This window comes from Micromonospora sp. NPDC005254 (assembly GCF_042872525.1).
GTDB lineage: Bacteria > Actinomycetota > Actinomycetes > Mycobacteriales > Micromonosporaceae > Micromonospora.
In genome coordinates this window covers 260,783-286,879 of the sequence record NZ_JBIAKM010000009.1, presented here as the reverse complement: position 1 = coordinate 286,879, position 26,097 = coordinate 260,783, and the positions used below count along the sequence as shown (strand labels likewise).

At 72.5% G+C, this 26,097-nt stretch carries 21 protein-coding genes and 2 pseudogenes; 11 read left to right on the top strand and 12 right to left on the bottom strand.

The features are described from left to right. Nucleotides 1-233: 233 nt before the first annotated feature. The 3 genes from ACFYPR_RS26615 to ACFYPR_RS26605 all read right to left on the bottom strand — a co-directional run bounded on the left by ACFYPR_RS26615 (nucleotide 234) and on the right by ACFYPR_RS26605 (nucleotide 3,003). Nucleotides 234-1,001, bottom strand: coding sequence for a hypothetical protein (locus tag ACFYPR_RS26615; protein WP_387263042.1), 768 nt, complete (start codon nucleotides 999-1,001; stop codon nucleotides 234-236). A gap of 218 nt (nucleotides 1,002-1,219) precedes the next feature. Beyond that, nucleotides 1,220-1,717 carry a hypothetical protein gene (locus ACFYPR_RS26610; protein ID WP_387263039.1) on the bottom strand — a complete coding sequence of 166 codons (498 nt, stop codon included), beginning with the start codon at nucleotides 1,715-1,717 and terminating at the stop codon, nucleotides 1,220-1,222. Nucleotides 1,718-1,809: 92 nt separating this feature from the next. After that, nucleotides 1,810-3,003, bottom strand: coding sequence for an acyltransferase family protein (locus tag ACFYPR_RS26605; protein ID WP_387263036.1), 1,194 nt, complete (start codon nucleotides 3,001-3,003; stop codon nucleotides 1,810-1,812). Between the two features lie 247 nt (nucleotides 3,004-3,250). On the opposite strand from ACFYPR_RS26605, the gene ACFYPR_RS26600 reads away from it, so the two are divergent. Both ACFYPR_RS26600 and pseI read left to right on the top strand, forming a co-directional pair. Further along, nucleotides 3,251-4,435 carry a glycosyltransferase family 2 protein gene (locus ACFYPR_RS26600; RefSeq protein WP_387263033.1) on the top strand — a complete coding sequence of 395 codons (1,185 nt, stop codon included), beginning with the start codon at nucleotides 3,251-3,253 and terminating at the stop codon, nucleotides 4,433-4,435. Between the two features lie 133 nt (nucleotides 4,436-4,568). Then, a complete protein-coding gene (gene pseI / locus ACFYPR_RS26595) occupies nucleotides 4,569-5,621 on the top strand; it encodes a pseudaminic acid synthase (protein WP_387263030.1) in 1,053 nt (350 codons plus the stop codon). A gap of 540 nt (nucleotides 5,622-6,161) precedes the next feature. Here the strand turns inward: pseI and ACFYPR_RS26590 are convergent. Genes ACFYPR_RS26590 through ACFYPR_RS26575 form a run of 4 tightly spaced genes read right to left on the bottom strand, consistent with a single transcriptional unit; the run spans nucleotide 6,162 to nucleotide 8,973 of the window. Then, nucleotides 6,162-6,698 carry a hypothetical protein gene (locus tag ACFYPR_RS26590; protein ID WP_387263027.1) on the bottom strand — a complete coding sequence of 179 codons (537 nt, stop codon included), beginning with the start codon at nucleotides 6,696-6,698 and terminating at the stop codon, nucleotides 6,162-6,164. Beyond that, nucleotides 6,682-7,437: an SDR family NAD(P)-dependent oxidoreductase gene (locus ACFYPR_RS26585; protein ID WP_354855109.1), complete on the bottom strand. Its 756-nt coding sequence runs from the start codon at nucleotides 7,435-7,437 to the stop codon at nucleotides 6,682-6,684. The genes ACFYPR_RS26590 and ACFYPR_RS26585 overlap by 17 nt, the downstream gene beginning before the upstream one ends. Beyond that, nucleotides 7,430-8,725 carry an AMP-binding protein gene (locus tag ACFYPR_RS26580; RefSeq protein WP_387263024.1) on the bottom strand — a complete coding sequence of 432 codons (1,296 nt, stop codon included), beginning with the start codon at nucleotides 8,723-8,725 and terminating at the stop codon, nucleotides 7,430-7,432. Before ACFYPR_RS26580 ends, ACFYPR_RS26585 begins: the two co-directional genes overlap by 8 nt. Continuing rightward, nucleotides 8,722-8,973 (bottom strand): acyl carrier protein, encoded by a 252-nt coding sequence (locus ACFYPR_RS26575; protein ID WP_354855107.1) that lies wholly within the window; start codon nucleotides 8,971-8,973, stop codon nucleotides 8,722-8,724. Before ACFYPR_RS26575 ends, ACFYPR_RS26580 begins: the two co-directional genes overlap by 4 nt. A gap of 99 nt (nucleotides 8,974-9,072) precedes the next feature. Between ACFYPR_RS26575 and ACFYPR_RS26570 the strand changes: the two genes are divergently transcribed. Beyond that, nucleotides 9,073-9,582 (top strand): GNAT family N-acetyltransferase, encoded by a 510-nt coding sequence (locus tag ACFYPR_RS26570; RefSeq protein WP_354855106.1) that lies wholly within the window; start codon nucleotides 9,073-9,075, stop codon nucleotides 9,580-9,582. 110 nt (nucleotides 9,583-9,692) lie between these two features. Here ACFYPR_RS26570 and ACFYPR_RS26565 read toward each other — a convergent pair whose 3' ends face one another. Further along, nucleotides 9,693-11,426 (bottom strand): hypothetical protein, encoded by a 1,734-nt coding sequence (locus tag ACFYPR_RS26565; RefSeq protein WP_387263021.1) that lies wholly within the window; start codon nucleotides 11,424-11,426, stop codon nucleotides 9,693-9,695. Nucleotides 11,427-11,790: 364 nt separating this feature from the next. Between ACFYPR_RS26565 and pseB the strand changes: the two genes are divergently transcribed. The 8 genes from pseB to ACFYPR_RS26525 all read left to right on the top strand — a co-directional run bounded on the left by pseB (nucleotide 11,791) and on the right by ACFYPR_RS26525 (nucleotide 19,847). Then, entirely contained in the window at nucleotides 11,791-12,774 is a 984-nt protein-coding gene (pseB, locus tag ACFYPR_RS26560) for a UDP-N-acetylglucosamine 4,6-dehydratase (inverting) (protein ID WP_354855104.1), read from the top strand. Next, a complete protein-coding gene (locus ACFYPR_RS26555; RefSeq protein WP_387263018.1) occupies nucleotides 12,771-13,928 on the top strand; it encodes a DegT/DnrJ/EryC1/StrS family aminotransferase in 1,158 nt (385 codons plus the stop codon). Before pseB ends, ACFYPR_RS26555 begins: the two co-directional genes overlap by 4 nt. Nucleotides 13,929-13,938: 10 nt before the next feature. Further along, nucleotides 13,939-14,790 (top strand): hypothetical protein, encoded by an 852-nt coding sequence (locus tag ACFYPR_RS26550; protein ID WP_387263015.1) that lies wholly within the window; start codon nucleotides 13,939-13,941, stop codon nucleotides 14,788-14,790. Then, nucleotides 14,780-16,609 carry a class I SAM-dependent methyltransferase gene (locus ACFYPR_RS26545; protein WP_387263014.1) on the top strand — a complete coding sequence of 610 codons (1,830 nt, stop codon included), beginning with the start codon at nucleotides 14,780-14,782 and terminating at the stop codon, nucleotides 16,607-16,609. Before ACFYPR_RS26550 ends, ACFYPR_RS26545 begins: the two co-directional genes overlap by 11 nt. A 77-nt stretch (nucleotides 16,610-16,686) precedes the next feature. After that, nucleotides 16,687-17,409, top strand: coding sequence for a glycosyltransferase family protein (locus ACFYPR_RS26540; RefSeq protein WP_363940916.1), 723 nt, complete (start codon nucleotides 16,687-16,689; stop codon nucleotides 17,407-17,409). Beyond that, the gene (locus ACFYPR_RS26535; RefSeq protein WP_387263011.1) at nucleotides 17,406-18,464 is read left to right on the top strand and encodes a PseG/SpsG family protein; all 1,059 of its coding nucleotides are present in this window, start codon (nucleotides 17,406-17,408) and stop codon (nucleotides 18,462-18,464) included. The genes ACFYPR_RS26540 and ACFYPR_RS26535 overlap by 4 nt, the downstream gene beginning before the upstream one ends. A 53-nt stretch (nucleotides 18,465-18,517) precedes the next feature. After that, nucleotides 18,518-19,177 (top strand): HAD family hydrolase, encoded by a 660-nt coding sequence (locus tag ACFYPR_RS26530; protein ID WP_387263008.1) that lies wholly within the window; start codon nucleotides 18,518-18,520, stop codon nucleotides 19,175-19,177. A 34-nt stretch (nucleotides 19,178-19,211) separates the two neighbouring features. Further along, nucleotides 19,212-19,847, top strand: a complete 636-nt coding sequence (locus tag ACFYPR_RS26525; protein ID WP_387263005.1) for an alpha-ketoglutarate-dependent dioxygenase AlkB — start codon at nucleotides 19,212-19,214, stop codon at nucleotides 19,845-19,847. A gap of 120 nt (nucleotides 19,848-19,967) precedes the next feature. Here the strand turns inward: ACFYPR_RS26525 and ACFYPR_RS26520 are convergent, their stop codons facing one another. The 4 genes and pseudogenes from ACFYPR_RS26520 to ACFYPR_RS26505 form a co-directional block, all read right to left on the bottom strand. Then, a complete protein-coding gene (locus tag ACFYPR_RS26520; protein WP_387263110.1) occupies nucleotides 19,968-22,550 on the bottom strand; it encodes a DNA topoisomerase (ATP-hydrolyzing) in 2,583 nt (860 codons plus the stop codon). Nucleotides 22,551-22,694: 144 nt separating this feature from the next. After that, a pseudogene (locus ACFYPR_RS26515) lies at nucleotides 22,695-23,330 on the bottom strand (LAGLIDADG family homing endonuclease); the annotation flags it as partial. After that, nucleotides 23,328-23,756: pseudogene (locus tag ACFYPR_RS26510) on the bottom strand (DNA gyrase subunit A); the annotation flags it as partial. The pseudogenes ACFYPR_RS26510 and ACFYPR_RS26515, both read right to left, overlap by 3 nt. Nucleotides 23,757-23,868: 112 nt before the next feature. Continuing rightward, on the bottom strand, nucleotides 23,869-26,013 hold the full coding sequence (locus ACFYPR_RS26505; RefSeq protein ID WP_387263108.1) for a type IIA DNA topoisomerase subunit B: 2,145 nt from the start codon (nucleotides 26,011-26,013) through the stop codon (nucleotides 23,869-23,871). Nucleotides 26,014-26,097 lie beyond the last annotated feature (84 nt).

Sequence of the window (26,097 nt, the reverse complement as noted above, 5' to 3'; positions counted from 1 at the left end):
AGTGCGGACCCTGCCAAGCCACGCCCACCTGCGTAAACATCGTTTGGCGCACCAATTTCTGCGCGTATTGCCGCTGACGTGACTCGATGGGACAACCGGTTCCGGAGGCGCCGACGGGCGACAACCGGACAGGCTGCCGGCAACGCCGCCACAATCGCGCGAACATTGGCCGCCGATGGTGCCGGTCGCCCGATTTTCATCGTCCGTGACGGGCCTCACATAACAGATCGGGCTCAACCGACCCGGGCCGGACGCCAGCGTGTCACGACCGCCGAACGCGACGCCCGGGTCGTCGTACGGCGCGACGGCAGCGGGTTCGGCCACAACCGGACCGCCGCCGCGTACGCCTCCTCGGCGAGCGTGCGTGCCGACTCGGCGGCCAGCTCCGCGTCCCGCCAGGCCGACCGCTCCCGCTCGTCGGCGGCCCGGTGGTCGGCCAGCCTCGCGTCACGGATCGCCCGGGTGAGCAGCACCTCCTGCTCGACCGGGTGCCGGCGGGGATCCCAGCCGCGCCGGTGCCCGAACACGTCACCGAGCTGAGTCATGGTCAACTCGCCGCGCCAGTGCGCCGCCATCGCGGCACGGTGCAGGTAGCGCTCCCGGGCCGCGTACTCGGCCGGGGTGTGCGGGGTACGTGGGGTCGGCAGCGCCCCGGCGGTGGCGAACCGACGGGCTGCGGTGTCCGCCTCGTCGTACCGGGACCAGGCGGCCTGCGCCTCTTCCTGAGTGATCAGCCAGTCAGCGCGTCGTCGCCGGGCCGTCTGCGCCGCGCGGGCCGCGGCCACGGCCACCTCTTCGGCGTAGCGGCGCAGGTCGGCGAGTTCGGCGGCGGCCACCTCCTGGGCGGTGGGCGGCGGCGGCGGCTCGGAGGCGGTCGAGTCCGGCTCCGGGCGGGCGACCAGCACGGCGAGAACGGTCAGCGCCAGCAGGAACAGGGCCGACCAGATGGCGGCGGCCTGGGGCACCTCGGTCAGGAACTGGTAGAAGACGACGGTCTCCATGGTCGGCACCTCGGGAGAATGCGCGTTGCTACGGGGAAGCCGCACGAGGGTCGGTGACCCGCGGGTCGGCTGGTACGGACTGGTGTGTCGACAGGTGCGGTGGCGGGACGCTCGATCGGGGCCTCGGCGCTGCGGCGGGGCGGCTCAGCAGCCGGTGCGGTGGCCAGTGGCCGGCGCGGAGGTCAGTGACCCGGTGCGGGTCAGGAGCCGGTGCGCGGTCAGCGACCCGCCGTGATTCGGTGCTCCGGTGGGGCCCGGGGAGACCGGGCAGCCGGGTTGTCGGCGCGGGGTGACCGCTCGGAGACCGCCCGCCCCGGCGTCACGCCGGTCGACGTGGCGACCAGGGTGCGCGAAGTGTCGTGCAGCGCGGGTTGCGGGTCGGCGGACCACGCCGCGGCGGACTCGTCAACGGCGGCGGACTCGTCAACGGCGGCGCTGTCGCGGGCTGCCCGCTCCTGGGCGGCGCTGTCGCGGGCGGCGGTCTGGTCGTCGTCGACGATGGACGTCGCGGGCCCGGTGCTGGACACGGCGGCGGGTCGGTCGGGCGACGCGGGCGGCTCGACTGCGGACGTCGCCGAGGCGGCTGGCGTTGGCGACCCCGGAAGGGCCGTGGTCGCGCCGAGCGCGAGGGCGGCGATGACGGCGAGGCTGGTCAGCACCCGTGTCGCCCAGCGCGCCACCCACCACAGGGGACAGGTGAGCGCGACCGGAAGCACGTCCCCACGCTACCGCCGACGACGACCGTGCGCATCGACGCCGGGCGTGTCGGCTCACGCCGCGCCGACCGCGTCCGGCCTGGGCGGATGGGTCAGCGCGAGTCGGCGTACGTCGATCGTTCGTCGGTCCGGCCTGCGCCGGGGGCCCGGTCGTCGGTGTCGCCGGTGCGCTGTGGAGGGACGGCCGACGGCCGCTTCGGGCGGCGCGGCGCGAGCCGGCGCATCATCGGGGTCTCGACGTAGCGGTGCAGCAGCCCGGCGAGCACCAGATTCACCAGCAGGAACCCGAGCACCACCGCAGGGCCGCGCCAGCCCCGGAAGCCGGTCCCCCAGTCGCCGCTGAGCCGCAGCACGCTCGTCATGACCAGCACGTGCACCAGGTAGAAGGCGAAGGAGACCTCACCGAGCCAGATCAGCGGGCGGGAGCGCCACGGCGAGCGCCGGCCCCGCACGTCCGCGTCGGCGGCAGCGGTGATCACCAGCAGGTACGCGATGGCGAGAAGCGTGGTCCACCACTGGGCGGGGATCCACTGCGCGGCGGTCACCCAGGTGACCACGAAGATCGCGGTGGCCGCCGTCAGCCGCGGCCCGCGCCAGAGGCCGCGCAGCATCAGTTCCGCCGCCACCGCGCCCAGCCAGAACTCCAGCGACCGCACCGGTGGGAAGACCTGGGTGAACCACCAGCGGCTGACCTCGGGCACCAGGTGCTGCGCCGGCCAGAGCGCGAGGATCAGCAGCGGCAGCGCGATGATCAGCGTCCAGAGCACCGACGGCCGGGCGCGGCGCAGCAGGGGCAGCGCCAGCGGCAGGCACAGGTAGAAGAAGAACTCGCAGGACAGCGACCAACTCACCGTGTTGATGCTGTAGAACCAGCCCGGCCGGGGGTCCCACGCCTGCAACAGCAGCACGTTCTCCAGGGCGGCCGCCGGCAGGACGGGGTCGGCGAACCACCAGGCGACCAGGAGCGCGGCCGCCCACAGCACCAGGTGGTTCGGATAGATCTTCGCGACCCGCCGCCGCCAGAAGGCTGCCCGGGAGTCGCCCGGGCGGGCCGACCAGACCAGCACGAAGCCGCTGAGGATGAAGAAGAACTGCACCCCGGACAGGCCGAGGGTGAACAGCGCGTCGACCACCGCCTTGTAGTCCGGCTCGGCGATGATCCGCATCGTCCCGGCGTGAAAGCCGAAGACGAGCAACGCGGCGATCCACCGCAACCCGGTCAGTGAGGGCAGCCGGGCCACAGCGGGCGCGGGCGGCGCGGCCGGCGCGTCGGTGGTGCTCGTCATGCCGGGGTCCCGACGCTCCGCAGGGTCACCAGCACGTACGTCTCCTCCTCGGCGCGCGGCGTCGGACGGCGCGACGGCGACGCCCGCGACGGCCCGACAGGACCGCACCGAGGCACCCTACCGGGTCACTCCCGGGTGAACCGGGCGGCCGTTGTTAACCTTCCGCTTCGCGGGTGTTCAGGGATTCCACAGTCCTTCGCCACGTGCGGTTCCGGGGCTGGCCACCCGCGTCGTCAAAGGTGGCGACGTGGTCAATGAGCCGACGCACGCGCCGCTGCTGAGCATCGTCGTGCCCGTCTACGGCGTCGAGGCGTACCTGTACCAGTGCCTCGAGTCGATCCGGGCGGACATCCCAGCGGGTGAGTCGGACGCGGTCGAGCTGATCGCCGTCGACGACGCCTCCCCGGACGGCTGCGGTGCGATGCTGCGGTCCTACGTCGCCGGCCGCGACGGCGTGCGCGTCGTACACCTGAGCAAGAACGTGGGTCTGGGCCTGGCCCGCAACGCGGGCCTCGACGTGGCCACCGGCCGGTACGTCTGGTTCGTCGACAGCGACGACTGGCTGCCGCCGGGCACGATCGGCGCGGTGCTGGACCGGCTGCGCGAGCACCAGCCCGACGTGCTGATGCTGGACCACCTGCGGGTGCACGAGGACGGCCGGCGGGAGGTCGACGCGAGCAGCCACCTGCTGCGCGGGGTACCGGGCGTGGCCCGCCTGGCCGACCAGCCGCAGCTGCTGCGCGTGCAGCACACCGCGTGGAACAAGGTGGTACGCCGAGCCTTCCTCGACGAGCTGGAGCTGCGCTTCTTCCCCGGCTGGTACGAGGACATCCCGTTCAGCCACCCCCTGCTGATCGGCGCGGAGAAGATCTCCGTGCTGGACCGGGTCTGCTACCTGTACCGGCAGGGCCGCCAGGGCGCCATCACCTCCACCCGCAGCGGCCGGCACTTCGACGCGTTCAGCCAGTACGAGCGGCTGATGGACTGGGTCAACCGCCGGTATCCGGACGAGGGCCTGCAGGCCGAGCTGTTCCAGCTGATGATCAGCCACTACCTGGTGGTGGTCGGCAACGACGACCGGCTGCACCCGCACCTGCGGCGGGCCTTCTTCCACCGGGTCGCCGAGCACTACCGCCGCTATCTGCCCATCGGCGGCTACCCGATGCCCTCGGGCGTGACCGGGCTCAAGCACCGCCTGGTGGGGCGCGGTGACTGGCTGGCGTACTCGGCGCTGCGGCAGGCGCACCGGGTCGCGGGTCGGTTGCGCCGGCCCGGCCCGGCCGGTGGCGCCGACGCGAGCACCGGATCGCCGCCGGCCGACGACGACCCTTCCCGACCGGCGGCGCCCGCGAGCACGTCGGACGCCGGGCACACGGCCGGCGAGGTCACCCCGGACCGGTCGGACGCGCTGGCCGGCGGCCGCCTGTCGTGACCCGTCGCACCGCACCGCACGCCGGGAGCCACGTCGGCTCCCGGCGCCGGAGTTTTCCAGGTCGTCAGCCCGTCGGGTGGACGACGACAGCACCACCGCACCCCGGTGCGGGCGTACCTGAGCAGAGGTCGGAATGACGGCGACAATCAAGATCGGACCGCACGCGGTCGGTGCCGGGGAGCGACCCTTCGTGGTCGCCGAGATGTCCGGTAACCACAACGGCGACCTGGACCGGGCGCTGGCCATCGTCGACGCGGTGGCCGAGAGCGGGGCGCACGCGCTCAAGCTCCAGACGTACCTGCCGGACACGATCACGATCGACGTCGACAGCCCGGCGTTCCGCATCTCCAGCGGCCACGAGCTGTGGGGCGGGGAGAACCTGTACCGCCTCTACGAGCGGGCGCACACTCCGTACGAGTGGCACGCCCCGATCTTCGCCCGGGCCCGCGAGCGGGGGCTGACGGTCTTCTCGTCACCGTTCGACGCGACCGCCGTGGAGCTGCTGGAGTCGCTGGACGCACCGGCGTACAAGATCGCTTCGTCGGAGCTGGTGGACCTGCCGCTGATCCGGCTGGTGGCCAGCACCGGCAAGCCGATGGTGATCTCGACCGGGATGGCGACGGTGGCCGAGATCGACGCCGCCGTGCGGACCGCCCGCGACGGTGGCGCGGCGGGCATCGTCCTGCTGGCCTGCACCGCGTCCTACCCGGCGCCGCCCGCCGACAGCAACCTGCGCCGCCTGCCGGTGCTGGCCGGCGCGTTCGACGTCCCGGTCGGGCTCTCCGACCACACGCCCGGGATCGGCGTGGCGGTCGCCTCGGTGGCGCTGGGCGCCTGCTTCATCGAGAAGCACGTGACCCTGGACCGGGCCGACGGCGGCGTCGACTCGGACTTCTCGCTGAACCCGGCGGAGCTGACGGCGCTGGTCGCCGAGTCGGGCCGCGCGTACGCGGCGCTGGGTGGCACCGCGATCGGCCCGACCCCTGCGGAGCAGGAGGGGCTGCGGTTCCGCCGTTCGCTGTTCGTGGTCGAGGACGTCCGGGCCGGCGACCCGGTGACCGCACGGAACGTCCGGTCGATCCGGCCGGCCGGTGGGCTGGCTCCGGTGGAGATCGACCGGGTGCTGGGCCGCACCTTCGCCACCGACGTTCCGCGCGGTACCCCGCTCAGCTGGGACCTGATCTGACCGGCCCGGCCCGGCTCAGCTCAACCGTGTGGCTGGGCTGAGCTGGCTCCGGTCGAGCCGGGCTGGCAGGACTGAGCTGGCTTGCAGGACTGATGCCGGCGAAGCTGGGCTGACAGCGGCGGGGCCTGGGCTGACAGCCGCGGGGCCTGGGCTGACAGCCGCGGGCCTGGGCTGATGCCGGCGGGGTTGGGCCAGGCCGGCCGGCGCCGGGCTGCGCCAGACATGGCGAGCGGCCACGATCCGCCGGGCACGACCCTGTTTGCGTCCTGTCGAGCTGCCCCAAAGGTGGGGCATGGCGTGTGCTCCCGGTACTGCCCCATATTTGGGGCAGCTCGACAGGCACCACCGACACCTGCGGCAGCACCGCCGCACACCGACAGCCGCGGCATCACCGCCGCACACCGACAGCCGCGGCATCACCGGCAAAACACCAAACGGCCGCGACGCCACCGACGCACGCCGGCACCTGCGACGCCACCGGCAAAACACCAACAGCCGCGACGCCACCGACACAGGCCGACAGCTGCGGCGTCCCGAGCGTCAGTCGCGGTCGGTTGGTCCGGCGTAGTGGCGGGGGGCGAAGCCGACGGTGACCACCAGGTCGGCGACGCGCAGGGTGCGCCAGAGGATGGTGCCGTCCACCGGAGTGCCCAGGCCGTGCCGGCGCCACCAGGTCGCGATCGGCACGTCGGCCAACTTGCAGCAGCACTCGGCCCGGGTCCACCGGGCCCAGAAGTCGCCCGCGCCGAAGCGCCGGGCCAGTGCCGGGGGCACCGGGGCGTCGGCGCGCTCCGCGTCGATGGCCGCGCGCCAGCCCGGCACCAGCGGGCCGTACCAGCCGACGCAGCGTCCGTCGTCGAGGTGACTGCGGGTCGTCGCGTCGGCCAGCTCGGCGGGCGTACCGATCCGTAGATGCCGTTCGGCGCTGGCGAGCAGTCCCGGCACCGGGCGTGCCGTCCCGGACGACGGCGGCGGCGCGGCCGGGCCAGCGTCGACCGGGCCAGCGTCGACCGGGCCAGCGTCGACCGGGCCGGGCGCCGGCGGCAGTACCGGCCGCAGGTCAGATGGAGGCGGCACCGTCTACCACGATGACCTGGCCGTTGATGTTGGTGTGCTCACGCAGCAGCATCCGCACCACCGGTACGACCTCCACCGGCTCGGTCAGGTGGCCGGACGGGGTGCGGCGCACGATCTGGTCGAGCTGCGTCGGGCCGAGCACGGCGGACATCTCCGAGGCGAAGAAGCCGGGCGCGACCGCGTTGACCAGCATCCGGCCACCGAGCTCCCGGGCGAGCGAGCGGGTGGCGGCGTCCATGCCGCCCTTGGTGGCCGAGTACGCGACCAGGCCCGGAAAGCCGCGCTGCGCGCAGATCGAGGTGATGTTGACGATCCGCCCCCGCAGGCCCTTGCCGAGCATCCGGCGGATCACCAACCGGGTCAGTTGCAGGGGCGCGGTCAGGTTGGTCTCGATGATCCGGGCGATGTCGTCGGTGGCGGTGTGCACGTGCAGGGAGTCCTGCCCGACGGCGGCGTTGTTGACGATGCCGTCGATCGGGCCGAGACGCTGCTCCACCTCGCGGACGAAGCCCTGGGCGGCACGCAGGTCGGTGACGTCGACCGAGCCGACGTGCACCCGGTCGGGGTGCTCGGCGGCGAGCTTCTCCAGCTCCGGGGTGACGGTACGGGCGAACGCGGCCACCCGTACGCCCGCGTCGAGCAGGTCGGTGACGATGGCCAGGCCCAGCCCTCGGGAACCGCCGGAGACGAGGACCACTGAGCTGGGGGGAACGAGCTGGGTGTCGGCGGGGTCAGACATCGCTCTTCAGGGTCTCCTTGACGGGAATCTCGGACAGCACGCGGATCCTGCGGGGTACCGCGTGCTCGGGCAGCCGGTCGGCACACCAGCGGACCAGCGCCGCCTCGTCCGGCACGCTGACGGAAGGGTCGGCCGGGTTGGCGAGGCCGTCGGCGACGGACGGGGTGAGGACCACGTCGGCGACCACCATCCGCCCGAGCACGGGGGCCCGGCGGCCGGTGACCCGGGCCCAGGCCACGTTCGGATGCCCGGTCAGCACGCCGCGGACCACGCCAGCGGAGACCTTGCTGCCGCCGACGTTGATCTCGTCGGAGTCCAGTCGGCCGGTGATCAGCACCCGCCCGTCGACCACCTGCACCCGGTCCCCGGTGCGGACCGGGCCGGCCAACCCGGCCCCGTGGTACGGGGAGGTGACGACCAGCTCGTCGTCGTGGACGGAGAGGGTGGGTCGGCCCGCGGTTTCCCGGTCCAACCACTCGACCGGGAACCCGGCCCGCCCGTCGTGCACCACGATGGACGCTCCGACCTCGGAGGACGCGTAGATCCAGGAGATCCGGGCGGCGGGAAAGACGTCCCGCAGCTGGTCCAGGATCGCCTGGTCCACCGGCTCCCCGCCCAGGGTGAGCTGGCGCAGCGGCACCCGGGCCAGCGCGGCGGCGTCCCGGTAGAGGGTGCGCCGCCAGAAGGTCGGCGTGCCGGACGCGGCGTCGACCCCGTGCGCGGCCGCGACCGCCGGCCAGTCGTCCAGCTCGTCCGGCTCGACCACCACCAGGTGCTGACCGGGCTGGGTCAGCGACAGGGTCACCACCTGCCACCAGGCGTACGTGCCGGGGGCGTAGGGGCACAGCCAGGTCCGGTCGGGCTGGTCGGCCCGCACGGTGGTCAGCGTGTCGAGGGTGTGGCCGACCCGCTTGGGGCGGCCCGTCGACCCGGAGGTGAGCAGCCACAGCCGGCCGGGCTCGGCGGCCCGAGGGTGGATCGGCATGCTCGGATACGCGCCGTCGTCGTCGAGGACGGTGACGGTGAACCCGGCGTCCAGCAGCTCGGCGCGCATCGTCGCGTCGACCCGACTCGCGGTGCTGAGCAGCAGCTCGGTGCCGTGCACGGCGTGCTGCCGCGCGGCGGCGAGCGCGTGCCCGGCGGAGTGCGCCAGCACCGCGGCGGGGTCGGGCAGCGTCGGCGTCGGCAACGTCCGCCAGGTCAGCGGGGCGCCGCCGACGACGAGGCGGTTGTCGACGCCGGCCGGCTCTGAGCCCGCGGCGGCCGGACGGGGTGTCGCGACGGTCACTGCTGCTGGAGCTCGACGAGGAAGTCGAGGACGTCGCCGACGGTGGCGATGCGGCGCAGGCCAGGGGCGTCGAAGTTGAGCTCCTCCCCCGTCTCGTCCTCCACCCGCAGGGCCAGCTCGGAGAAGTCCAGTGACCGGAAGCCGATGTCCCGCAGCTGCGCCGCGTCGTCGGCGGGCAGCTCCTTGTCCTGGTTCTTCAGCACTTGAGCCATGAGGTCGCGGATCTGCGCGCGACTCAATTCGTTCATGCGCCGGAGTCTACAACCCAGCGAATGGATAACTGCTTTCCCGGTAGGCCCGGGTAAGGTGCTTTGACCGGACGTGAACAGACAGGAAAGCGAGAGCACGTGCTGCGCGAAGCGACGGCGGACGACGTTCATCTGATGTTGTCCTGGCGTAATCAGGAAACCAACCGTCAGGTCAGCAAGACCAGCCACGAAATCACCGCCGAGGAGCACGCCCGGTGGTGGTCGGCGGTGCGCGACGACCCGACGCGGCGGGTGCTGGTGTACGTCCGCGACGACAGGCCCTGCGGCGTGGTCACCTTCTTCGACCTGCGGCTGGACGGCCCTCGTACCGGCGCGTGGGGCTTCTATCTGGACGCTGACGGGCTGGCCGAGCGGGGCGAGACGCTGCCGGCCTGGCTCGGGGTCATGTCCGAGGCAGTGGAGTACGCCTTCGACGGGCTGCACCTGGCGCGGCTCGACGGGGAGGTGCTGGAACACAACACCGTGGTGCGGCAGATGAACCGGCGTTTCCGATTCGTCGAGGGCACACCGCGACAGGAACTGTCCGAGGGTCGGGAAATCACCGTCATCCCGATTTCGTTGGCGCGGGAGGACCGCCGCCAGCGCTGATTGTCGGCGCAATTTCCGGACCGGCCCGACACTATTAACCGCCCGTCCGCCCGGTGGACATCCGCCGTTCACGAAACACGATGTCCACCGGGGCGGAAGGGGTCCACGGGTCAGATTCGGCGCCAGGCCGCCCAGTGCTGCTGCGCGTTGCCGCCGAGCCGGACGAAGCCGTACTTCGCGCCGTCCCAGTCGTCCGGTTGGCCGGGCGCCCAGCGGGTGAACACCACCTGCGCGGCCGCGGGCGGCTGCTCGCGGAACCACCGCACATCGGTCCAGGTCACCTGGTGGCTGAGATTGAACCGCAGGATGTAGTGCACGCCGGTGGAGGCCCAGACGCGCTCGCCGGGGCGTACCCCGACGTCGGCGACCCGGGGGGTCGGCGCGGTGCTCGCCGCCATCGGCCGCACCAGCCGCTGGTCGATCACCTGCATGGTGACGAGGTTGACCACGACCAGGGCGCCGAGCACCGGCAACCGCAGCCGGGGCACCCGGACCGCGGCCACGAGCAGCACGCACGCGCCGATGCCGAGCAGCGACCCGACCACCGGGCGCATCTCCCGCCAGCCGCCGGTCAACGCCATCAGGTCCGGTGCCCCGAAGCCGCCGTAGCGCAGCGAGTGCCCCCGGCTGGCCACGTACGCGAGGCGGACGGCGACCAACGCGCCCCCGGCGACCAGCAGGCCCACCGCGACCGCCGCCCGGCGCAGCACCACCCGACGCTCCGCGGTGAGCAGCACGCCGAGCCCGACCAGGAGCCAGAACGGGGCCAGCATCTGCACGTAGCGGCCGTAGATCGCGTCCAGCGGCTTGCCGGTGATCCCGGCGAGGATCACCGACGCGCCGCCGGCCACCCCGACAGTGACCACCAGCGCCACACCCATCGTCCAACGGATGGCGTCGCCGTGGCGCGGGCGCCACAGTTCCCGGACGGCGGCGGCCCAGGCGACCCCGGCCAGGCCGAACGTGATCACCACGAGGTACCAGAGCTGGGTGGTGACGGCCGCCGCGACGCGGACCACCCCCTGCGCCGAGGCGACCGCGGCGACCGTGCCGCCGCCCGGAGTGCTGCCCAACAGGTAGACCTTGTCCCCGAGGACGTGGATGCCGGCCTCGTTGACCAGCGCCATGGCCAACACCGGCAGCAGCGCCGCGAGCACCGCGACGGCGGTGATCCGGCGGCGGACGAACAGCAGCAGGACCAGCCCGGCGTGCACCGCCACGATCACCAGGCCGCGCGAGTGCAGCAGGTGGAACGCGCCCACCAGCAGGCCGACGGTGGCCGCGGCGAGCGGGCCGGGACGCTCGATCCAACGGTGTACGGCGAGCAGCCAGGCGACCACCAGCGGCGCCATCACCGTGTCGATCATGGCGACACCGGCGTAGAAGGCGGTGGCCGGCAGCGTGGCCGCCACCACCACCGCGAGCAGCGCGGACGCGCGGGGCAGTCGGAGCACCCGCCGGCCGAGCAGGTACGCCAGCGGCAGCAGCGCCGAGTTGACCATCGCGTTGATCAGCTGGACCAGCCGGTAGCTGTCGGTGAAGTCCCGGTCGCCGAGGAACGCGGGCGAGATCAGCATCGGGTAGCCGACGCGGCGGAGCAGGTCGTTCTCGCTGCTGAACCCGCCCGGTCCACCAGCGAGGGCGCGGGCGGTGTTCAGATAGCTGTCCTCGTCGGTGTGGGCGATCGGCAGTGCGATGTGCCGCGACAGCCACATCCGCCAGGCGACGCTGAGCACCCAGCCGACGAACAGCAGCAGCGGCATCAGCCACCGGCGCGGGGGTGTCGCGGGCGGTGTCCCGGTCGGGACCGCGGGCCGTTCCATCACGTCGCTGCCGGATGTCATCAACGCCTCCTGAACTGCCGGCCGTGCCGGACGGGCGTGCCCACCGGTGGGCACGCCTACCGGCGGTGACGCTCGGGGATGACCCGCTCGCACCGAGGCGGTGCGGATGTCGGGTGAACGCGGGAAACGACGGCGCGCAGAGGCTGCGGGTCGCTCGCGCGGCCACTGTAGCGGCCGTTTCCGGCCTGGTCAGCCCGCTTTCCGGACGGTTGAAAGTGTTCGCCCGCGCGCTGCTCGCCATTCACGACGGCAGGGGCAGCGGTTAACCCGCGAGCGCCGAGGCGTTAACCCGCCGGGGTTAGCGTCTCACCCCGGTCGGCCGGCCGAGGGCCGCCGGTTCATCCACGATCACGGGAGCACCAAATTGAGTGAGTTGAATGGATCGTCCATTCTGATCACCGGGGGAACGGGTTCCTTCGGCAGGACCTTCCTCCGGCACATCCTCACCGAGGCCGACCCGGCCCGGGTGGTGGTCTTCTCCCGCGACGAGCTCAAGCAGTACGAGCTGCGCCAGCAGCTCGGCGACGACCCGCGCCTGCGCTGGTTCATCGGCGACATCCGGGACCGGCACCGCCTCACCCGGGCGATGCACGGCGTGGACCACGTGGTGCACGCCGCCGCGCTCAAGCAGGTGGACACGGCGGAGTACAACCCGTCGGAGTTCATCGCCACCAACATCACCGGCTCGCAGCACGTGGTCGACGCCGCGATCGAGGCCGGCGTCAAGAAGGTCATCGCGCTCTCCACGGACAAGGCGTCCAGCCCGATCAACCTGTACGGCGCCACCAAGCTGGTCGGCGACAAGCTGTTCGTCTCGGCCAACCACTACGCCGCGCACCACCCGACCCGGTTCGCGGTCGTCCGCTACGGCAACGTGGTCGGCAGCCGCGGTTCGGTCGTCCCGCTGTTCCACCGGCTGGCCGCCGAGGGCAAGAGCCTGCCGATCACCGACAAGCGGATGACCCGGTTCTGGATCACCCTGGAGCAGGCCGTCCAGTTCGTCATGGACTCGTTCGACCAGATGCAGGGCGGCGAGCTGTTCGTGCCGCGCATTCCCAGCATGCGCATCCTCGACCTGGTCGAGGCCGTCGCGCCGGACGCCACCACCCACGAGATCGGCATCCGGCCCGGCGAGAAGCTGCACGAGGAGATGATCGCCCCGGACGACAGCCGGCGGACGCTGCGCGCCAAGGACCGCTACATCGTCCAGCCGACCATCGCCGGCTGGGGCTACCAGCCGCCGGTCGACTGCGAGCCCGTGCCGGACGGCTTCGCCTACCAGTCGGACACCAACGACGAGTGGCTCAGCGTGCAGCAGCTACGCGAGATGCTCGGCCTCACCGCATGACAGCGATGCTCCCGTACGGCCGACAGTCGATCAGCGAGGACGACATCGCGGCCGTCGCCGACGTGCTGCGCGGCGACTGGCTCACCACCGGGCCGCAGGTCGACGCGTTCGAGGCCGACCTCGCCAGGTGGACCGGCGGGGTCGGCGTCGCCAGCGTCTCCAATGGCACCGCGGCGCTGCACGTGGCGTACGCGGCCGCCGGGGTGGGACCGGGCGACGAGGTGGTGGTCCCGCCGATGACGTTCGTGGCGACCGCCAGCAGCGCCGTCGCCCTCGGCGCGACGATCGTGTTCGCCGACGTCGAGGACGAGACGTTCTGCCTGGACCCGGCCGCGGCCGCCGCGGCGGTCACCTCGCGTACCAAGGTCGTCTCCGCTGTCGACTACGCCGGCCACCCGGCCGACTACGACGCCCTGCGCACGTCGGTCGAGGGCTCGGACGCGTTGCTGCTCGCCGACGCGGCGCACTCGATCGGCGGGGCGTACCACGGCCGTCCGGTGGGCTCGCTCGCCGACCTGACCACGTTCTCGTTCTTCCCCACGAAGAACCTGACCACCGCCGAGGGCGGCGCGGTCGCCGCGCTGGATCCGCGCATCCTGGAGCGGGCCCGCCGGTTCCGCGGCGTGGGCGTGGTCCGCGACCGCGCCGAGCTGCGCTTCGCCGACGAGGGCGGGTGGCACCAGGAGGTGCACGAGTTCGGGCTGAACTACCGGCTGCCGGACGTGCTGTGCGCCCTGGGTCGCAGCCAGCTCCGCCGGCTCGCCGCGTTCAAGGCCCGCCGGAGCGCACTGGTCGCCCGCTACGACGAGGCGCTGGCCGACCTGGACGGCGTGCTGCTGCCGACCCGCAAGTCGTGGGCCGACCCGGCCTGGCACCTCTACCCGATCCGGGTGCTCGACGGGCGTCGCCGCGAGGTGTACGACCGGATGCGGGCCGCCGGGATCGGCGTGCAGGTCAACTACCTGCCCGTGCACTGGCACCCCGCCTTCGCCGACCTGGGCTACCGGCGCGGATCGTGCCCGGTGGCCGAGTCGTTCTACACCCAGCAGCTGTCGCTGCCGCTGTACCCGGGACTCAGCGACGCCGACCAGGACCGCGTCATCGACGCGCTGGCCGTGGCCCTGCGGGCCGGCTCGGTGCGTACCGCCGCCTGATGGGAACCTGATGCACCACGCGAACCACTTCTACGGCCACGCCCACGTGCTGGCCCGCTACGCCGGCCTCGGCGACCGGCATCCCCCGCGGATCAACGGGTACGTGCAGCACGGCTGGAACATCGGCGACGGCCTGGCGCCGGGCCACCCGTACGCCGAGGGCACCCCGAGCCTGCTCTGGTCCGAGCAGACCCGCCGCCGGGCCTGGTCGGTGGGGCGGCGCAACGTCGTCGTGATCGGCGCCCCGTTCACCTACCTGCTGGCCATGCGGCCGGAGAACCCGCCGGCGCAGGAGCGGGAGGGCGCCATCTGGTACCCGTTCCACGGCTGGGAGGGCCAGCACGTCAAGGGCGACCACCGGGAGCTGATCGCCCGCATCCGCGACACCGAGCCCGGCCCGGTCACGGTCTGCCTCTACTGGCACGAGTACGGCATGCGCCACGTCCGCCGGCTCTACGAACGCGCCGGGTTCCGGGTGATCTGCCACGGCTACCGGGGGCACTGGTGGAAGGACACCGACCCGGAGTTCCTCGACAAGCAGCTGACCGAGCTGCGCCGGCACCGGCGGGTAGCATCCAACCGGCTGACCAGCGCGATCTTCTACGGCATCGCGGCCGGCTGCGAACCGGCGGTCTACGGCGACCCGATGATCCTGTCCAACGAGGACCCGACCTTCGGCGGAACCGCCCGCATCCGGCGGCAGTGGCCGGAACTGCACGGCGCGAAGGTCGACCTGCCCACCGCCGTCTCGATCGCCCGCGCAGAGTTGGGCACCGACCACCGCTGCACACCGGCCGAGCTGCGGGAGCTGCTCGGTTGGGCGAACCTTCCGGAAGAAGAAGAGGACGACAGTGACGACTGAGACGGCACCCGCCGGCCGGATCACCCTGCCGGGCGGCGAGATGCTGGCCTGGTCCGACCTGCCGAAGGAGCGGTTGGCCGACGGAGGGCCCCTCGCCGCGCTGGCCGCCCGGATCGTGCCGCCCGGCGCCCGGGTCCTGCTGGCCGGTCCGCACGACCCGGCGCTGCTCGACCGGCTCGCCCACGCCGAGGTGACCTGCCTGCTGCGCAGCCACCCGGACGCGGTGGCGCTGGCCCAGCGGGCCGCCCGCGTGGTCGTGGGCGGCCCGGCCGGGCTGCCCGACGACGAGACGTACGACGTGGTGATCGCCGCCGCCGGACTGGACCCGGTGGAATCGGTGGAGGGCGCCCGGCTGGGCTGGGACGGTGTGCTGGCACGGCTGGTCGCGGCGGTACGCCCCGGCGGCGCGCTGCTGCTGCGCCTGGACAACCCGCTCGGGCTGCACCGGCTGGTCGCCACCACCCCCTGGTACGCCGCCCGCGACGACTCCGCCTGGGTGATCGGTGGCGTGCTGGACCAGGCGCACCCCGCCAACCGGGACCAACTGCGCGAGCGGCTCACCGGCGCCGGGCTGCGCTCGGTCGCCTGCTGGGCCGCGTACCCCGACGGCGCGACCGCGACGGCGCTGCTCGACGCCGACCAGCTCGACCGGGGCGCGGGCTGCGGGCTGTTCGACGCGGTGCTGCACGGCGCCTGCGCCGGGGCCTTCGGCACCGCGACCGTGCTCCAGGACCCGGCCCGGCTGGCGGTGGACGCCCTGCACGCCGGGCGTGCCGCCGATCTCGCGCCGGCCTGGCTGATGCTGGCCCGTCGGCCGGGTGGGCCCACGGACGCCACCGTCGACGGGGACCTGCCGGTGGCGCTGGCGCAGACCGGGCAGTCCGGCCAGCCCGGGATCGGTGTGCTGGAGGTGCTCGACGGCCCGTCGGGCTGGCGGTGGGGCCACAGCGCCGGCACTGGCGCCGGCACGAGCACGCCGGCCGCGCCGTTCGCCAGCCGCGAAGCCGCGTACCGGGACCCGGCCGCACTGTCCGGGCCGGTGCCGACCGGGCGGCTGCTGCACACCCTGCTGCTCGACGCCGCGCTGCGCCGCGACCTGGCGACGCTGCGCACGCTGCTGCACGGGTACGCGGGCTGGCTCGCCGGCCAGGCCGACGCCGACGGCCGACTCGCCGGCGCGGCGGCGCTGGCCAGCACCGACAACATGGTGGTCAGCGGGGAACGCTACGCGGTGCTCGACCCGAGCTGGCGGGCCACCGACACGCTGCCCGGCGACGTGGTGCTGGCCCGCGGCCTGTGGCGCTTCGCGGCGGCCCTGCTCACCGGCGGGTACGCCCACCCGTGGTCGTCCACTCTCGACGTCGCGGGCCTGACCGTGGTGCTCGGCGGGCTCGCCGGCCACGACCTGGACCGGGCGACCGTGGCCGAGGCGGTGCAGGCCGAGGCGGCGATCGCGGCCACGCTGCACGGCCTGGACGCCAACGGCCGCGCGACCCTCGCCGCCGAGCTGCAGGCCGTCGAGCCGACCGACCCGCCGGTCGGCGCGCGCAGCTACCAGCAGCTGCGGGAGGCGTGGCTGCGGCAACGCGAGGAGATCAGCCGGCTCGCCGCCCTGACCCGATGGACCGACGAGCTGCTCACCTCCCGGGAGCGGGCGCTGCGCCGGGCCGAGGCGAAGATCGGCCTGCTCAGCGGGTCCATCAGTTACCGCGTCGGCCGGCTCGCCATCACGCCGGCCCGGCTGGCCAAGCGGGGTGCGCGTGCCGCCAAGCGGCGAGCGCGGGCGGCGCTCGCGCCGAGGCAGGAGGAGCAGCAGTGACCGGCGGCGACAACGCGTCCGCGACGGCGAGCCGACCGGACCCGACGGCCGACACGGGAGCGGCCGTCGGGCCCCGGATCGTCGGGATCGTGCAGGCCCGGATGGGCTCGTCGCGGCTACCCGGCAAGGTGCTCCGCCCGCTCGCCGGGCGGTCCGTGCTGGGCCGCGTCGTCCGCGCCGCCCGCGACAGCGGCGTCCTCGCCGACCTGGTGGTCGCGACCAGCACGGACACCGTCGACGACGCGGTGGTCGACGAGTGCCGGCGGCTCGGCGTGCCGTGTCACCGCGGGCCGGTCGACGACGTGCTGGGCCGGTTCGTGGGCGCGCTCGCCGCACACCCCGGCGACGCGGTCATGCGGTTCACCGCCGACTGTCCGCTGCTCGACCCGGAGATCATCACGCTGGTCGCCTCGGTGTACCGGGCCGTGCCCGGCCTGGACTACGCGAGCACGTCGATCGCCCGGACCCTGCCCCGCGGGCTGGACGTCGAGATCATCCGCGCGGAGACCCTGCGGACCCTCGACCGGCTCGCCACCGGTCACCACCGGGTGCACGTCACCTCGTACGCGTACACCCATCCGGATGTGTTCCGGGTGCTCGGGGTGACCCTCACCCCGGACCGTTCGGCGCTGCGGCTGACCCTCGACACCGAGCAGGACTGGGCGCTGGTGAGCGCCGTCGCCGACCATTTCGGCGACGTCAGCGTGCCGCTGGCCAAGCTCGCCGACTGGCTCGACGGGCAGCCGCGGCTGCGCGCGCTCAACGCCGACGTACGCCAGAAGCGGCTGGAGGAGTCGTGAGCACGCTACGGGTCGGACTGCGCTGCGACGCCGGGCCGCGGCGCGGCGTCGGGCACCTCGTCCGCTGCCTGGCGCTCGCCGAGGAGTTCCTGGCCCGGGGCGCCCACGTCGCGGTGTTCGGCACTGTGGAACGGCTCGGCTGGGCCACCGCCGAACTGGCCGCGCACGGCATCGGACTGCACCCCGGCCCCGAGTCGCCGGCCGAGCTGGTCGAGGCGGCCCGACGACACGACCTCGACGTGATGGTCGTCGACTCCTACGAGCTGGACCCGGCCGGCGCGGGTGCCCTGCGCGCCGCCGGGGTGTTCACCCTCGCCGTCATCGACGGGGACAGCCGGGGCCAGGACGCCGACCTCTACCTCGACCAGAACTTCGGGGCCCAGCTCCCGGCGCTGCCCGGGCGGTTGCTCGCCGGCAGCGGGTACGCCCTGCTGCGCGACTCGGTCGTGACCGCCCGTCCGGCGACGCCCCGGCCCGCCACGGCGGTCAGCAGGCCCCGGGTGCTGGCCTTCTTCGGCGGCACCGACGCGGTCGGCGCGGCCCCGGTGCTGACCCGGGTGCTGCTGGCCACCGGACACCCGATGGACCTCACGGTCGTCGTCGGCCGACCCGAGATCGAGGCCGAGCTGGAGACGATCACCCCCGGGCGGGGGCAGATCGTCCGTCCCGTCCCGCCCACCGGCTCGCTGCCGGCCCTGATCACCGGGGCCGACCTGGTGGTCAGCGCCGCTGGCACCTCCACCTGGGAACTGTGCTGCCTCGGCGCGCCCGCCGCGCTGGTCTGCGTGGTCGACAACCAACGCGAGTCGTACGCCCGGGTGGTCCAGCACGGTCTGGCCGCCGGCCTCGGCGAACTTCCGGAGCTGACCGGCGCCGGGGTGCCCGGGCGGGCCGCCCGGGCGACGGCGGCGCGGACCCTCAACGGGCTGCTCAGCTCGCCGCAGCGCCGCGCGGCGCTGGCCGCGCGGGCCTGGTCCACGGTGGACGGCCGGGGCCGGGCGCGGGTCGTGGACGCGGTGTTCGACGCTGTACGCCCGGCCGCCGTCGCGGACTGACGACGCGCGTTCTCCCGCTTATGATCCGTCGACCAGGCGAACGGGGGACGCACGTGATCAGAGCGGTCTTCTTCGACGTCGGCGGGACGATTCTCGACGAGTCCCGCGAGTTCGCGGGCTGGGCGGACTGGTTCGGCGTTCCACGGCACACGCTCTCGGCGGTCCTCGGTGCCGTGATCGCCCGTGGCCAGGACTACCAGGACACGTTTCGGGCCTTCCGGCCCGACTTCGACCTCACCGCCGAGCTGGAACGTCGCGCCGCCGCCGGCGAACCCGAGTGGTTCGGCGAGGAGGATCTGTACCCCGACGCGCGCGGCTGCCTGACCTCGCTCAAGGAGCAGGGCCTGTTCGTCGGACTGGCCGGCAACCAACCCGCCTCCGCCGAGGCGCTCCTGCACGCCCTCGACCTTCCCGTGGACATGATCGGCACCTCGACCGGTTGGGGCGTGGCGAAACCGTCACCGGCCTTCTTCGACCGGGTCGTCCGGGCGGGCGGTGGCGACGCGTCGTCGATCCTGTACGTCGGCGACCGGCCCGACAACGACGTACGCCCGGCCGTCGAGGCCGGCATGAAGGCGTGCCTGATCCGGCGCGGCCCGTGGGGGCACATCCTCGACATGCCGGCCGTGGCCGAGCAGTGCCTGTTCCGCATCGACGCGCTGGACGACCTTCCGGACCTGGTGGCCAAGCACAACGCGGCAGCAGCGGCCTAGCACGGGTGTACGAAAGTGCTGCTAGGGTGGCTGCATGACGCAGGCCGCCTACCAGCCGTCGATGCTCGACCTGACCGACACGGAGCCGACCCTGGGGCCCCTGCCCGGCCAGCTCCGGCGGCACCAGCTCAGCCGGGGCGCCTGGGTCGACCACCTCCCCGGCTGGGTGCGCGGCTCCGACGCGGTCCTCGACACCCTGCTCGCCGAGGTGCCGTGGCGCGCGGAGCGACGCACCATGTACGACAGCGAGGTCGACGTGCCCCGCCTGCTCTGCTGGTACGGCGTCGACCGGCAACTGCCGCACCCCGTGCTCACCTCGGCGCGGGCGGCGCTGACCCGGCACTACGCGCCCGAGCTGGGCGAGCCGTTCGTCACCGCCGGCATGTGTCTCTACCGCTCCGGCCGGGACAGCGTCGCCTGGCACGGCGACACCATCGGCCGCTCCGCGCACAGCGACACCATCGTCGCGATCGTCTCGTTCGGGTCACCTCGGCCGCTGCTGCTGCGCCCGCGCGGCGGTGGCGACAGCCTGCGGTTCCCGGTGGGCCACGGCGACCTCATCGTGATGGGCGGCTCCTGCCAGCGCACCTGGGAACACGCCATTCCCAAGACCACCCGCCCGGTAGGCCCGAGGGTGAGCGTCCAGTTCCGCCCGTTCAACGTCGCCTAACCCCACCCCACCCCACCCCACCCCCGGGTTGATCATGAAGTTATTGCCACCGCCATCGGCGTGTCGCGGCAATAACTTCATGATCAACGAGTGCGGGGAGGTGGGGGTGGGGGGTGGGGGTTAGTCGCGTTCGATGAGGTGGCCTACCACCGTTGGGCCCAGCATCACGGCGAAGCCGCTGCCGTCGCGGCGGGGGTCGGCTGCCGGCAGCTCCACCGGTTCGCCGGTGCCGGTCGCGCCGACCGGGCGCGGCCCCACCCAGGCGACGGCCACGTCGGTCTCGTCCTTGAGGAAGCGGTGCGCGCGGACGCCGCCGGTCGCCCGGCCCTTCGCGGGGTACGCCTTGAACGGCGTCACCTTGACCGTCGCCCCGGTGGACGTGACGACCATCGGCTCGCCGTGCCCCGCGTCGTCGGTGCGTACCGCGCCGAAGAACACCACCCGGGCCCCGGCCGGCAGGTTGATGCCGGCCATCCCGCCGCCCTTGAGGCCCTGCGGGCGCACCAGCCCGGCGGCGAAACGCAGCAACGACGCCTCCGAGGTGACGAAGGTGAGCGTCTCGGCGCCGTCGGTCAGCCAGGTCGCCCCGACCACCTCGTCACCGTCGCGCAGGCCGATCACGTCGAACTCGTCGGACCGCACCGGCCACTCCGGTGCGCACACCTTCACCACGCCCTGTCGGGTGCCCAGCGCCAGCCCGGGTGAGGTGTCCGCCGCACCGCCGAGCGGCGCCAGACCGACCACGGTCTCCCCCGCCTCCAGCGGCACCAGCTCGGCGGCGGACATGCCGCCGCGCAGCGACACCGTGCCGGCCTGCTCGGGCAGCACCGGCAGCGGCAGTACGTCGATCTTGAAGGCGCGACCCGCGCTGGTGACCAGCAGCACCCGACCACGGGCGGTGGAGTGCACGATCGCGCGTACGGTGTCGTGCTTGACCCGGCCGTTACGCCGGCGCCCCTCGGCGCTCTCCTCCGACTCGGCCGCGGTCCTGGCGACCAGCCCGGTCGCGGAGAGGATGACCTGGCACGGGTCGTCGGCGACCTCCAGCGGGCCGGCCGGCGCGGACGCCGCGAGCACTTCCTTGAGGTCGCCGTCGACGAGCGTCGTCCGCCGTTCGGTGCCGAACTGCTTGACCACGGCCGCCAGCTCGTCGGAGACCAGCTTCTTGAGCACCCGCTCGTCGTCCAGGATCGTGGACAGCTCGGTGATCTCGGCGCGCAGCCGCTCCTGCTCCGCCTCCAGCTCGATCCGGTCGTACTTGGTCAGGCGGCGCAGCGGAGTGTCCAGGATGTAGGTCGCCTGGATGTCGGAGAGGCCGAACTGACTCATCAGCCCGTCCTTGGCAGCCTGCGCGTCGTCGCTGCCGCGGATCAACCGGACCACCCGGTCGATGTCCAGCAGAGCGATCAGCAGGCCGTCGACCAGGTGCAGCCGCTCCTCGCGCTTACGGCGGCGGTACGAGCTGCGCCGGGTGACCACGTCGTACCGGTGGGCCAGGAAGACCTCCAGCAGCGCCTTCAACCCGAGGGTACGGGGCTGGCCGTCGACCAGCACCAGGTTGTTGACACCGAAGGACTGCTCCAGCGGGGTCAACCGGTAGAGGTCGGCGAGCAGCGCCTGCGGGTTGACCCCCACCTTGCACTCGACGACCAACCGGGTGCCGCTCTCCCGGTCGGTGAGGTCCTTGACGTCCGCGATGCCGGTCAGCCGCTTGGTCTTGGTGACCTCGTTGGTGATCGCCGCGATGACCTTCTCCGCGCCGACGCCGTAGGGCAACTCGACGACGGTGATCGCCTGGCGGCCCCGGCTGCCCTCGATCGGGCCGATCTCCACCTTGCCGCGCATCCGCACCACGCCGCGCCCCGTCTCGTACGCGCGGCGCACCTCGTCCAGGCCGAGCAGCACGCCGCCGGTGGGCAGGTCGGGGCCGGGAACGAACTCCATGAGCCGGTCCAGGGTGGCGTCCGGGTGGTTGATCAGCCAGCGGGCCGCCGAGACGACCTCGGCGAGGTTGTGCGGGATCATGTTGGTGGCCATCCCGACCGCGATCCCGGACGCGCCGTTGACCAGCAGGTTGGGGAAGGCGGCCGGCAGCACGGTCGGCTGGGTCAGCGACCCGTCGTAGTTGGGCTCGACGTCGACGGTGTCCTCGCCCAGCTCCCCGACGAGCAGCATCGCCTCGCGGGACATCCGCGCTTCTGTATATCTTGAGGCAGCCGGACCGTCGTCTTGGGATCCAAAGTTGCCGTGGCCGTCGATGAGCGGCACGTTGAGCGAGAAGTCCTGCGCGAGGCGGACCATCGCGTCGTAGATCGCCGTGTCACCGTGGGGGTGGTACTTACCCATGCAGTTGTGCACCACGTAGCCCTCAGCAACGAAGGCGTGTTCGTCACTGCCCACCTGGATGTCGTACGTGACGTCGGGCGGCACCACCTCGACCGAGGTGACCCGCAGAAAAGCACTACCGACCAGCGCATCCAGCCGAGCGGCGAGCGGCGAGCCGAGCCGGTGGAGTTTCTGGACCCAGCCGTCCCGGACCGCCCGCTCCAACTGGAACGACCGCTCGGCGAGCGGATTGCCGTTGCGGTCCTTGCCATACCGCACCTTCGGGCCGCCGCTTGCCGAGAGCGAGGCACGAAACGCCTGTCCGGCCTGATCCCGAAACCATCCGCCACCCTGATGCGCTGCGGTGAGCTCCGCCATCACCGGGCCGTACGGCAACCGGTCATTGCCTTGTTTGCCGCTATACCGATAGTCGATGTTCGCAACCCGTTGCAGGCCATCGTGCTTGTAGCCGATTCGCACCCACGGCAGGAACATCCGGGCGAGATCAGCGGCGTCACGTCCGGATACGGAGAGCCCGTGAAGCGGGTGTCCATCAGAATGACGACCGCTGGTCCAGTAGTGCCCGTGTAGACCTAGGTCGGCGAGCATGGCGTATATCTGCCGCACCAGTAGCTTGCTGGTGCTGACGAAAACCATCTCTCGGAACCGCTTGCGGACGTAGCCGTCGCCATCGAAGAAGCCAGCGAGGAACGGCGCCCACGCCGATCGGTTGCCCAGGATGTCGCGCGGCACGTGCTTGTCACGGCTGAGCGGCTCAGTAACCTCCAACAGCCCTTGGTTACGGCTGAAAGTCAAAATGTGCTGGTCGCGATGACGGGGGTTGGCAGCCTCACGCTTTCCGCGGGAGACGTTCAATCCACTGGCGATAGCCCAGCCATGAGCGACATCAAGCGGCTCGATGTCACACATGTGGATGCGGACCCGGCCGTCCGCTGTGCGGTTCCGGTCGACCGGGAAACCCTCGGCTACCAGCAGCCCGCGCACGTAGTCGTAGACGTCGCCAGGATGCGGCGACACCTCGGTACGGCGGCTCCCATAGGCCAGCGCAAGGCGTCCCGCAAGGTCCCGAGCCTCGACCCACTGCACGGAGAGGTCATCCGCGACCACCCGGAAACGTTGGCCCGGGGTGACGAGCATCGTGTGCCCATTGCTCCAGGTGACGCGAACGAGGTCAGAATTCGGATTACGAAAGACGGTGGTAACCGGGACCGACGCGCCCTCGCCGTCCAGCACGAGGTCTCCGACCTCGATCTCCTCGATTGGCCGCAGGCCATCGGGCGTGGAGACCAGTGTGCCGGCGACGAAGCAGTCGCCGACGATGCGTGCGGACTTCACATGCCCTCGGTCGGGGCGGTAGCCCTGCTCGTACATCGACCAGAGGATGCGCCGGTGCACGGGCTTGAGGCCGTCGCGCGCGTCGGGCAGGGCGCGGGAGTGGATGACCGAGAACGCGTACTCCAGGTAGGAGTCGGAGACCTCGGTGACCAGCGGGTTGTCGAAGACCCGCGCGCCGGCCTGGTCGAACGAGGAGAGGTCGACCTTGTTTTCCTTACGGCGTGCCATGACTCAGCTTTCCCCTCGGACGGCAGCGGCGCTCATGCCGTCGCTCCGCTTCGCTGCGCGACGCCCTGAGGCACCGTCGCACTGTTCCGAATATTCGCTCGCTGCCGCTCGCTCATGCGTCGATCGCATCGCGGTCGACGCGGTCGGCCGAGTCGATGAGCCAGTTGCGGCGCGGCTCGACCTTCTCCCCCATCAGCAGTTCGAGGATGCGCTCGGCGGCGTCCACGTCGTCCAGGGTGATCCGGCGGACGGCGCGGGTGGCGGGGTTCATCGTGGTGTCCCACAGCTCGTCGGCGTCCATCTCACCGAGGCCCTTGAAGCGTGGGATGGGCGTGACGATCTGCTTGCCGGCCTTCTCCAGCTTGCGAACCGTCGCCTCCATCTCGGCCTGGGTGTAGGTGTAGACGGTCTGCGGGTTGCGCCCCTTGGTGGTGATCTTGTGCAGGGGCGGCATGGCGGCGTAGAGCCGACCGGCCTCGATCAACGGCCGCATGTACCGGGCGAAGAGGGTGATCAGCAGCGTACGGATGTGCGCGCCGTCCACGTCGGCGTCGGCCATGATCAGCACCCGGCCGTAGCGCAGCGCGGCGAGGTCGAACGTCCGCCCCGAGCCGGCCCCGAGCACCTGGACGATGGCGGCGCACTCGGCATTGTCCAGAACCTGCTGGAGGTTGGCCTTCTGCACGTTGAGGATCTTGCCCCGGATCGGCAGCAGCGCCTGGTACTCCGAGGAGCGGGCCATGCGGCTCGTGCCGAGGGCGCTGTCGCCTTCCACGATGAACAGCTCGCTGCGGTCGATCCCGGTGGCGCGGCAGTCGACCAGCTTCGGCGGCATGGACGCGCCCTCCAGGGCGGTCTTGCGCCGGGCGGCGTCCTTCTGCTGCTTCTGGGTGAGCCGCACCCGCGCCGCGTCGACGATCTTCTGCAGGACGACGCGCGCCTCGGCCTTGGTGCGCCGGTCCTCCAGCCAGGCCTTGACGTGCGCGTCGACCAGGGTCTGGATGACCTTGGTGATGCCGGTCGTGGACAGCTCGTCCTTGGTCTGCGAGGTGAACTGCGGCTCGGGGATCCGCACGTGCACCACGGCGGTCATCCCCTCCAGGACGTCGTCCAGGGTGGGCGGCTCCTCCTTGGCCTTGAGCAGGCCGCGGGTGTTGCGGACGGCGTCGGCGAGGGTGCGGACGAGGGCCCGCTCGAAGCCCTTGCGGTGGGTGCCGCCGTGGGCGTTGCGAATGGTGTTGGTGAAGCATTCGACGGTGCGCTCGTAGCCGGTGCCCCACCGGAACGCCACCTCGACCTCGGCGCGACGCTGCACGTTGGACTGCATGACGCCGTTGGCGTCGGCGGCGTTCTCCCGGTACGTCCCCTCGCCGTTGACCAGGAGCATGCCGGAGACCGGCCGGTCGCCGGCCGGTGCGAGGAACTCGACCATGTCGCTGAGCCCGTTGGGGTAGTGGAACCGCTCCTCGGCGGGGGCCTCGCCGGTCAGGTCGCGCAGCAGGTACGTCACGCCGGGGACCAGGAACGCGGTGTTACGCAGCTTCATCCGCACGGCGTCGACGTCGAGCGCCGCGCCGGTCTCGAAGTAGCGGGCGTCGTGCCACCAGCGGATCGAGGTGCCGGTGCGCTGGCCGCGCTTCATCGCGCCGACCACCTGCAGGCCGGGGCCGGCGGTGAAGGGCGCGTCCGGCCCGTCGCCGTCGAAGATCCCCGGAACGCCGTGCCGGAACGACATCGCGTGGACCTTGCCGGCTCGGCGGACGGTCACGTCGAAGCGGCGGGACAGCGCGTTGACCGCCGAGGCGCCGACGCCGTGCAGGCCGCCGGAGGTCTTGTAGCCGGAGCCGCCGAACTTGCCGCCCGCGTGCAGCCGGGTCAGCACCAGCTCGACGCCGGAGATGCCGGACTTGGCGTGCACGTCGGTGGGGATGCCGCGGCCGTCGTCGTCGACCTGCACCGAGCCGTCGGCGTGCAGGATCACCTCGACGGTGGTGGCGTGACCGGCGACACCCTCGTCGGTGGAGTTGTCGAGGATCTCGTTGACGAGGTGACCCACGCCACGGCTGTCGGTGGAACCGATGTACATGCCGGGCCGCTTGCGGACGGCGTCCAGCCCCTCAAGGTGGGTGAGGTCATCGGCCCCGTACAGGGTGTCAGGCTCTGCGGTCAACTGGTCGTACTCCCCGGTCTCGGCGGTGTGGTGCCGCGTCCGAACTGTCGGTCGGCCGGCGCGCGCCGCAGCGAGCCTAACCGGCAGATGCGACACGACGACGGCACCCCGCAGTCGAGGCCCGCATCCTCGTTGCGGATGCGGGCCTCGACGCGGTGTGGTGTTGTCCGG

Excerpts from the sequence above, each read along its gene's own strand:
- ACFYPR_RS26615 (WP_387263042.1), bottom strand. The coding sequence starts at position 1,001 with ATGGAGACCGTCGTCTTCTACCAGTTCCTGACCGAGGTGCCCCAGGCC.
- ACFYPR_RS26605 (WP_387263036.1), bottom strand. The coding sequence starts at position 3,003 with ATGACGAGCACCACCGACGCGCCGGCCGCGCCGCCCGCGCCCGCTGTG.
- pseI (WP_387263030.1), top strand. The coding sequence starts at position 4,569 with ATGACGGCGACAATCAAGATCGGACCGCACGCGGTCGGTGCCGGGGAG.
- ACFYPR_RS26585 (WP_354855109.1), bottom strand. The coding sequence starts at position 7,437 with ATGTCTGACCCCGCCGACACCCAGCTCGTTCCCCCCAGCTCAGTGGTC.
- ACFYPR_RS26575 (WP_354855107.1), bottom strand. The coding sequence starts at position 8,973 with ATGAACGAATTGAGTCGCGCGCAGATCCGCGACCTCATGGCTCAAGTG.
- ACFYPR_RS26565 (WP_387263021.1), bottom strand. The coding sequence starts at position 11,426 with ATGACATCCGGCAGCGACGTGATGGAACGGCCCGCGGTCCCGACCGGG.
- ACFYPR_RS26555 (WP_387263018.1), top strand. The coding sequence starts at position 12,771 with ATGACAGCGATGCTCCCGTACGGCCGACAGTCGATCAGCGAGGACGAC.
- ACFYPR_RS26550 (WP_387263015.1), top strand. The coding sequence starts at position 13,939 with ATGCACCACGCGAACCACTTCTACGGCCACGCCCACGTGCTGGCCCGC.
- ACFYPR_RS26525 (WP_387263005.1), top strand. The coding sequence starts at position 19,212 with ATGACGCAGGCCGCCTACCAGCCGTCGATGCTCGACCTGACCGACACG.
- ACFYPR_RS26520 (WP_387263110.1), bottom strand. The coding sequence starts at position 22,550 with ATGGCGGAGCTCACCGCAGCGCATCAGGGTGGCGGATGGTTTCGGGAT.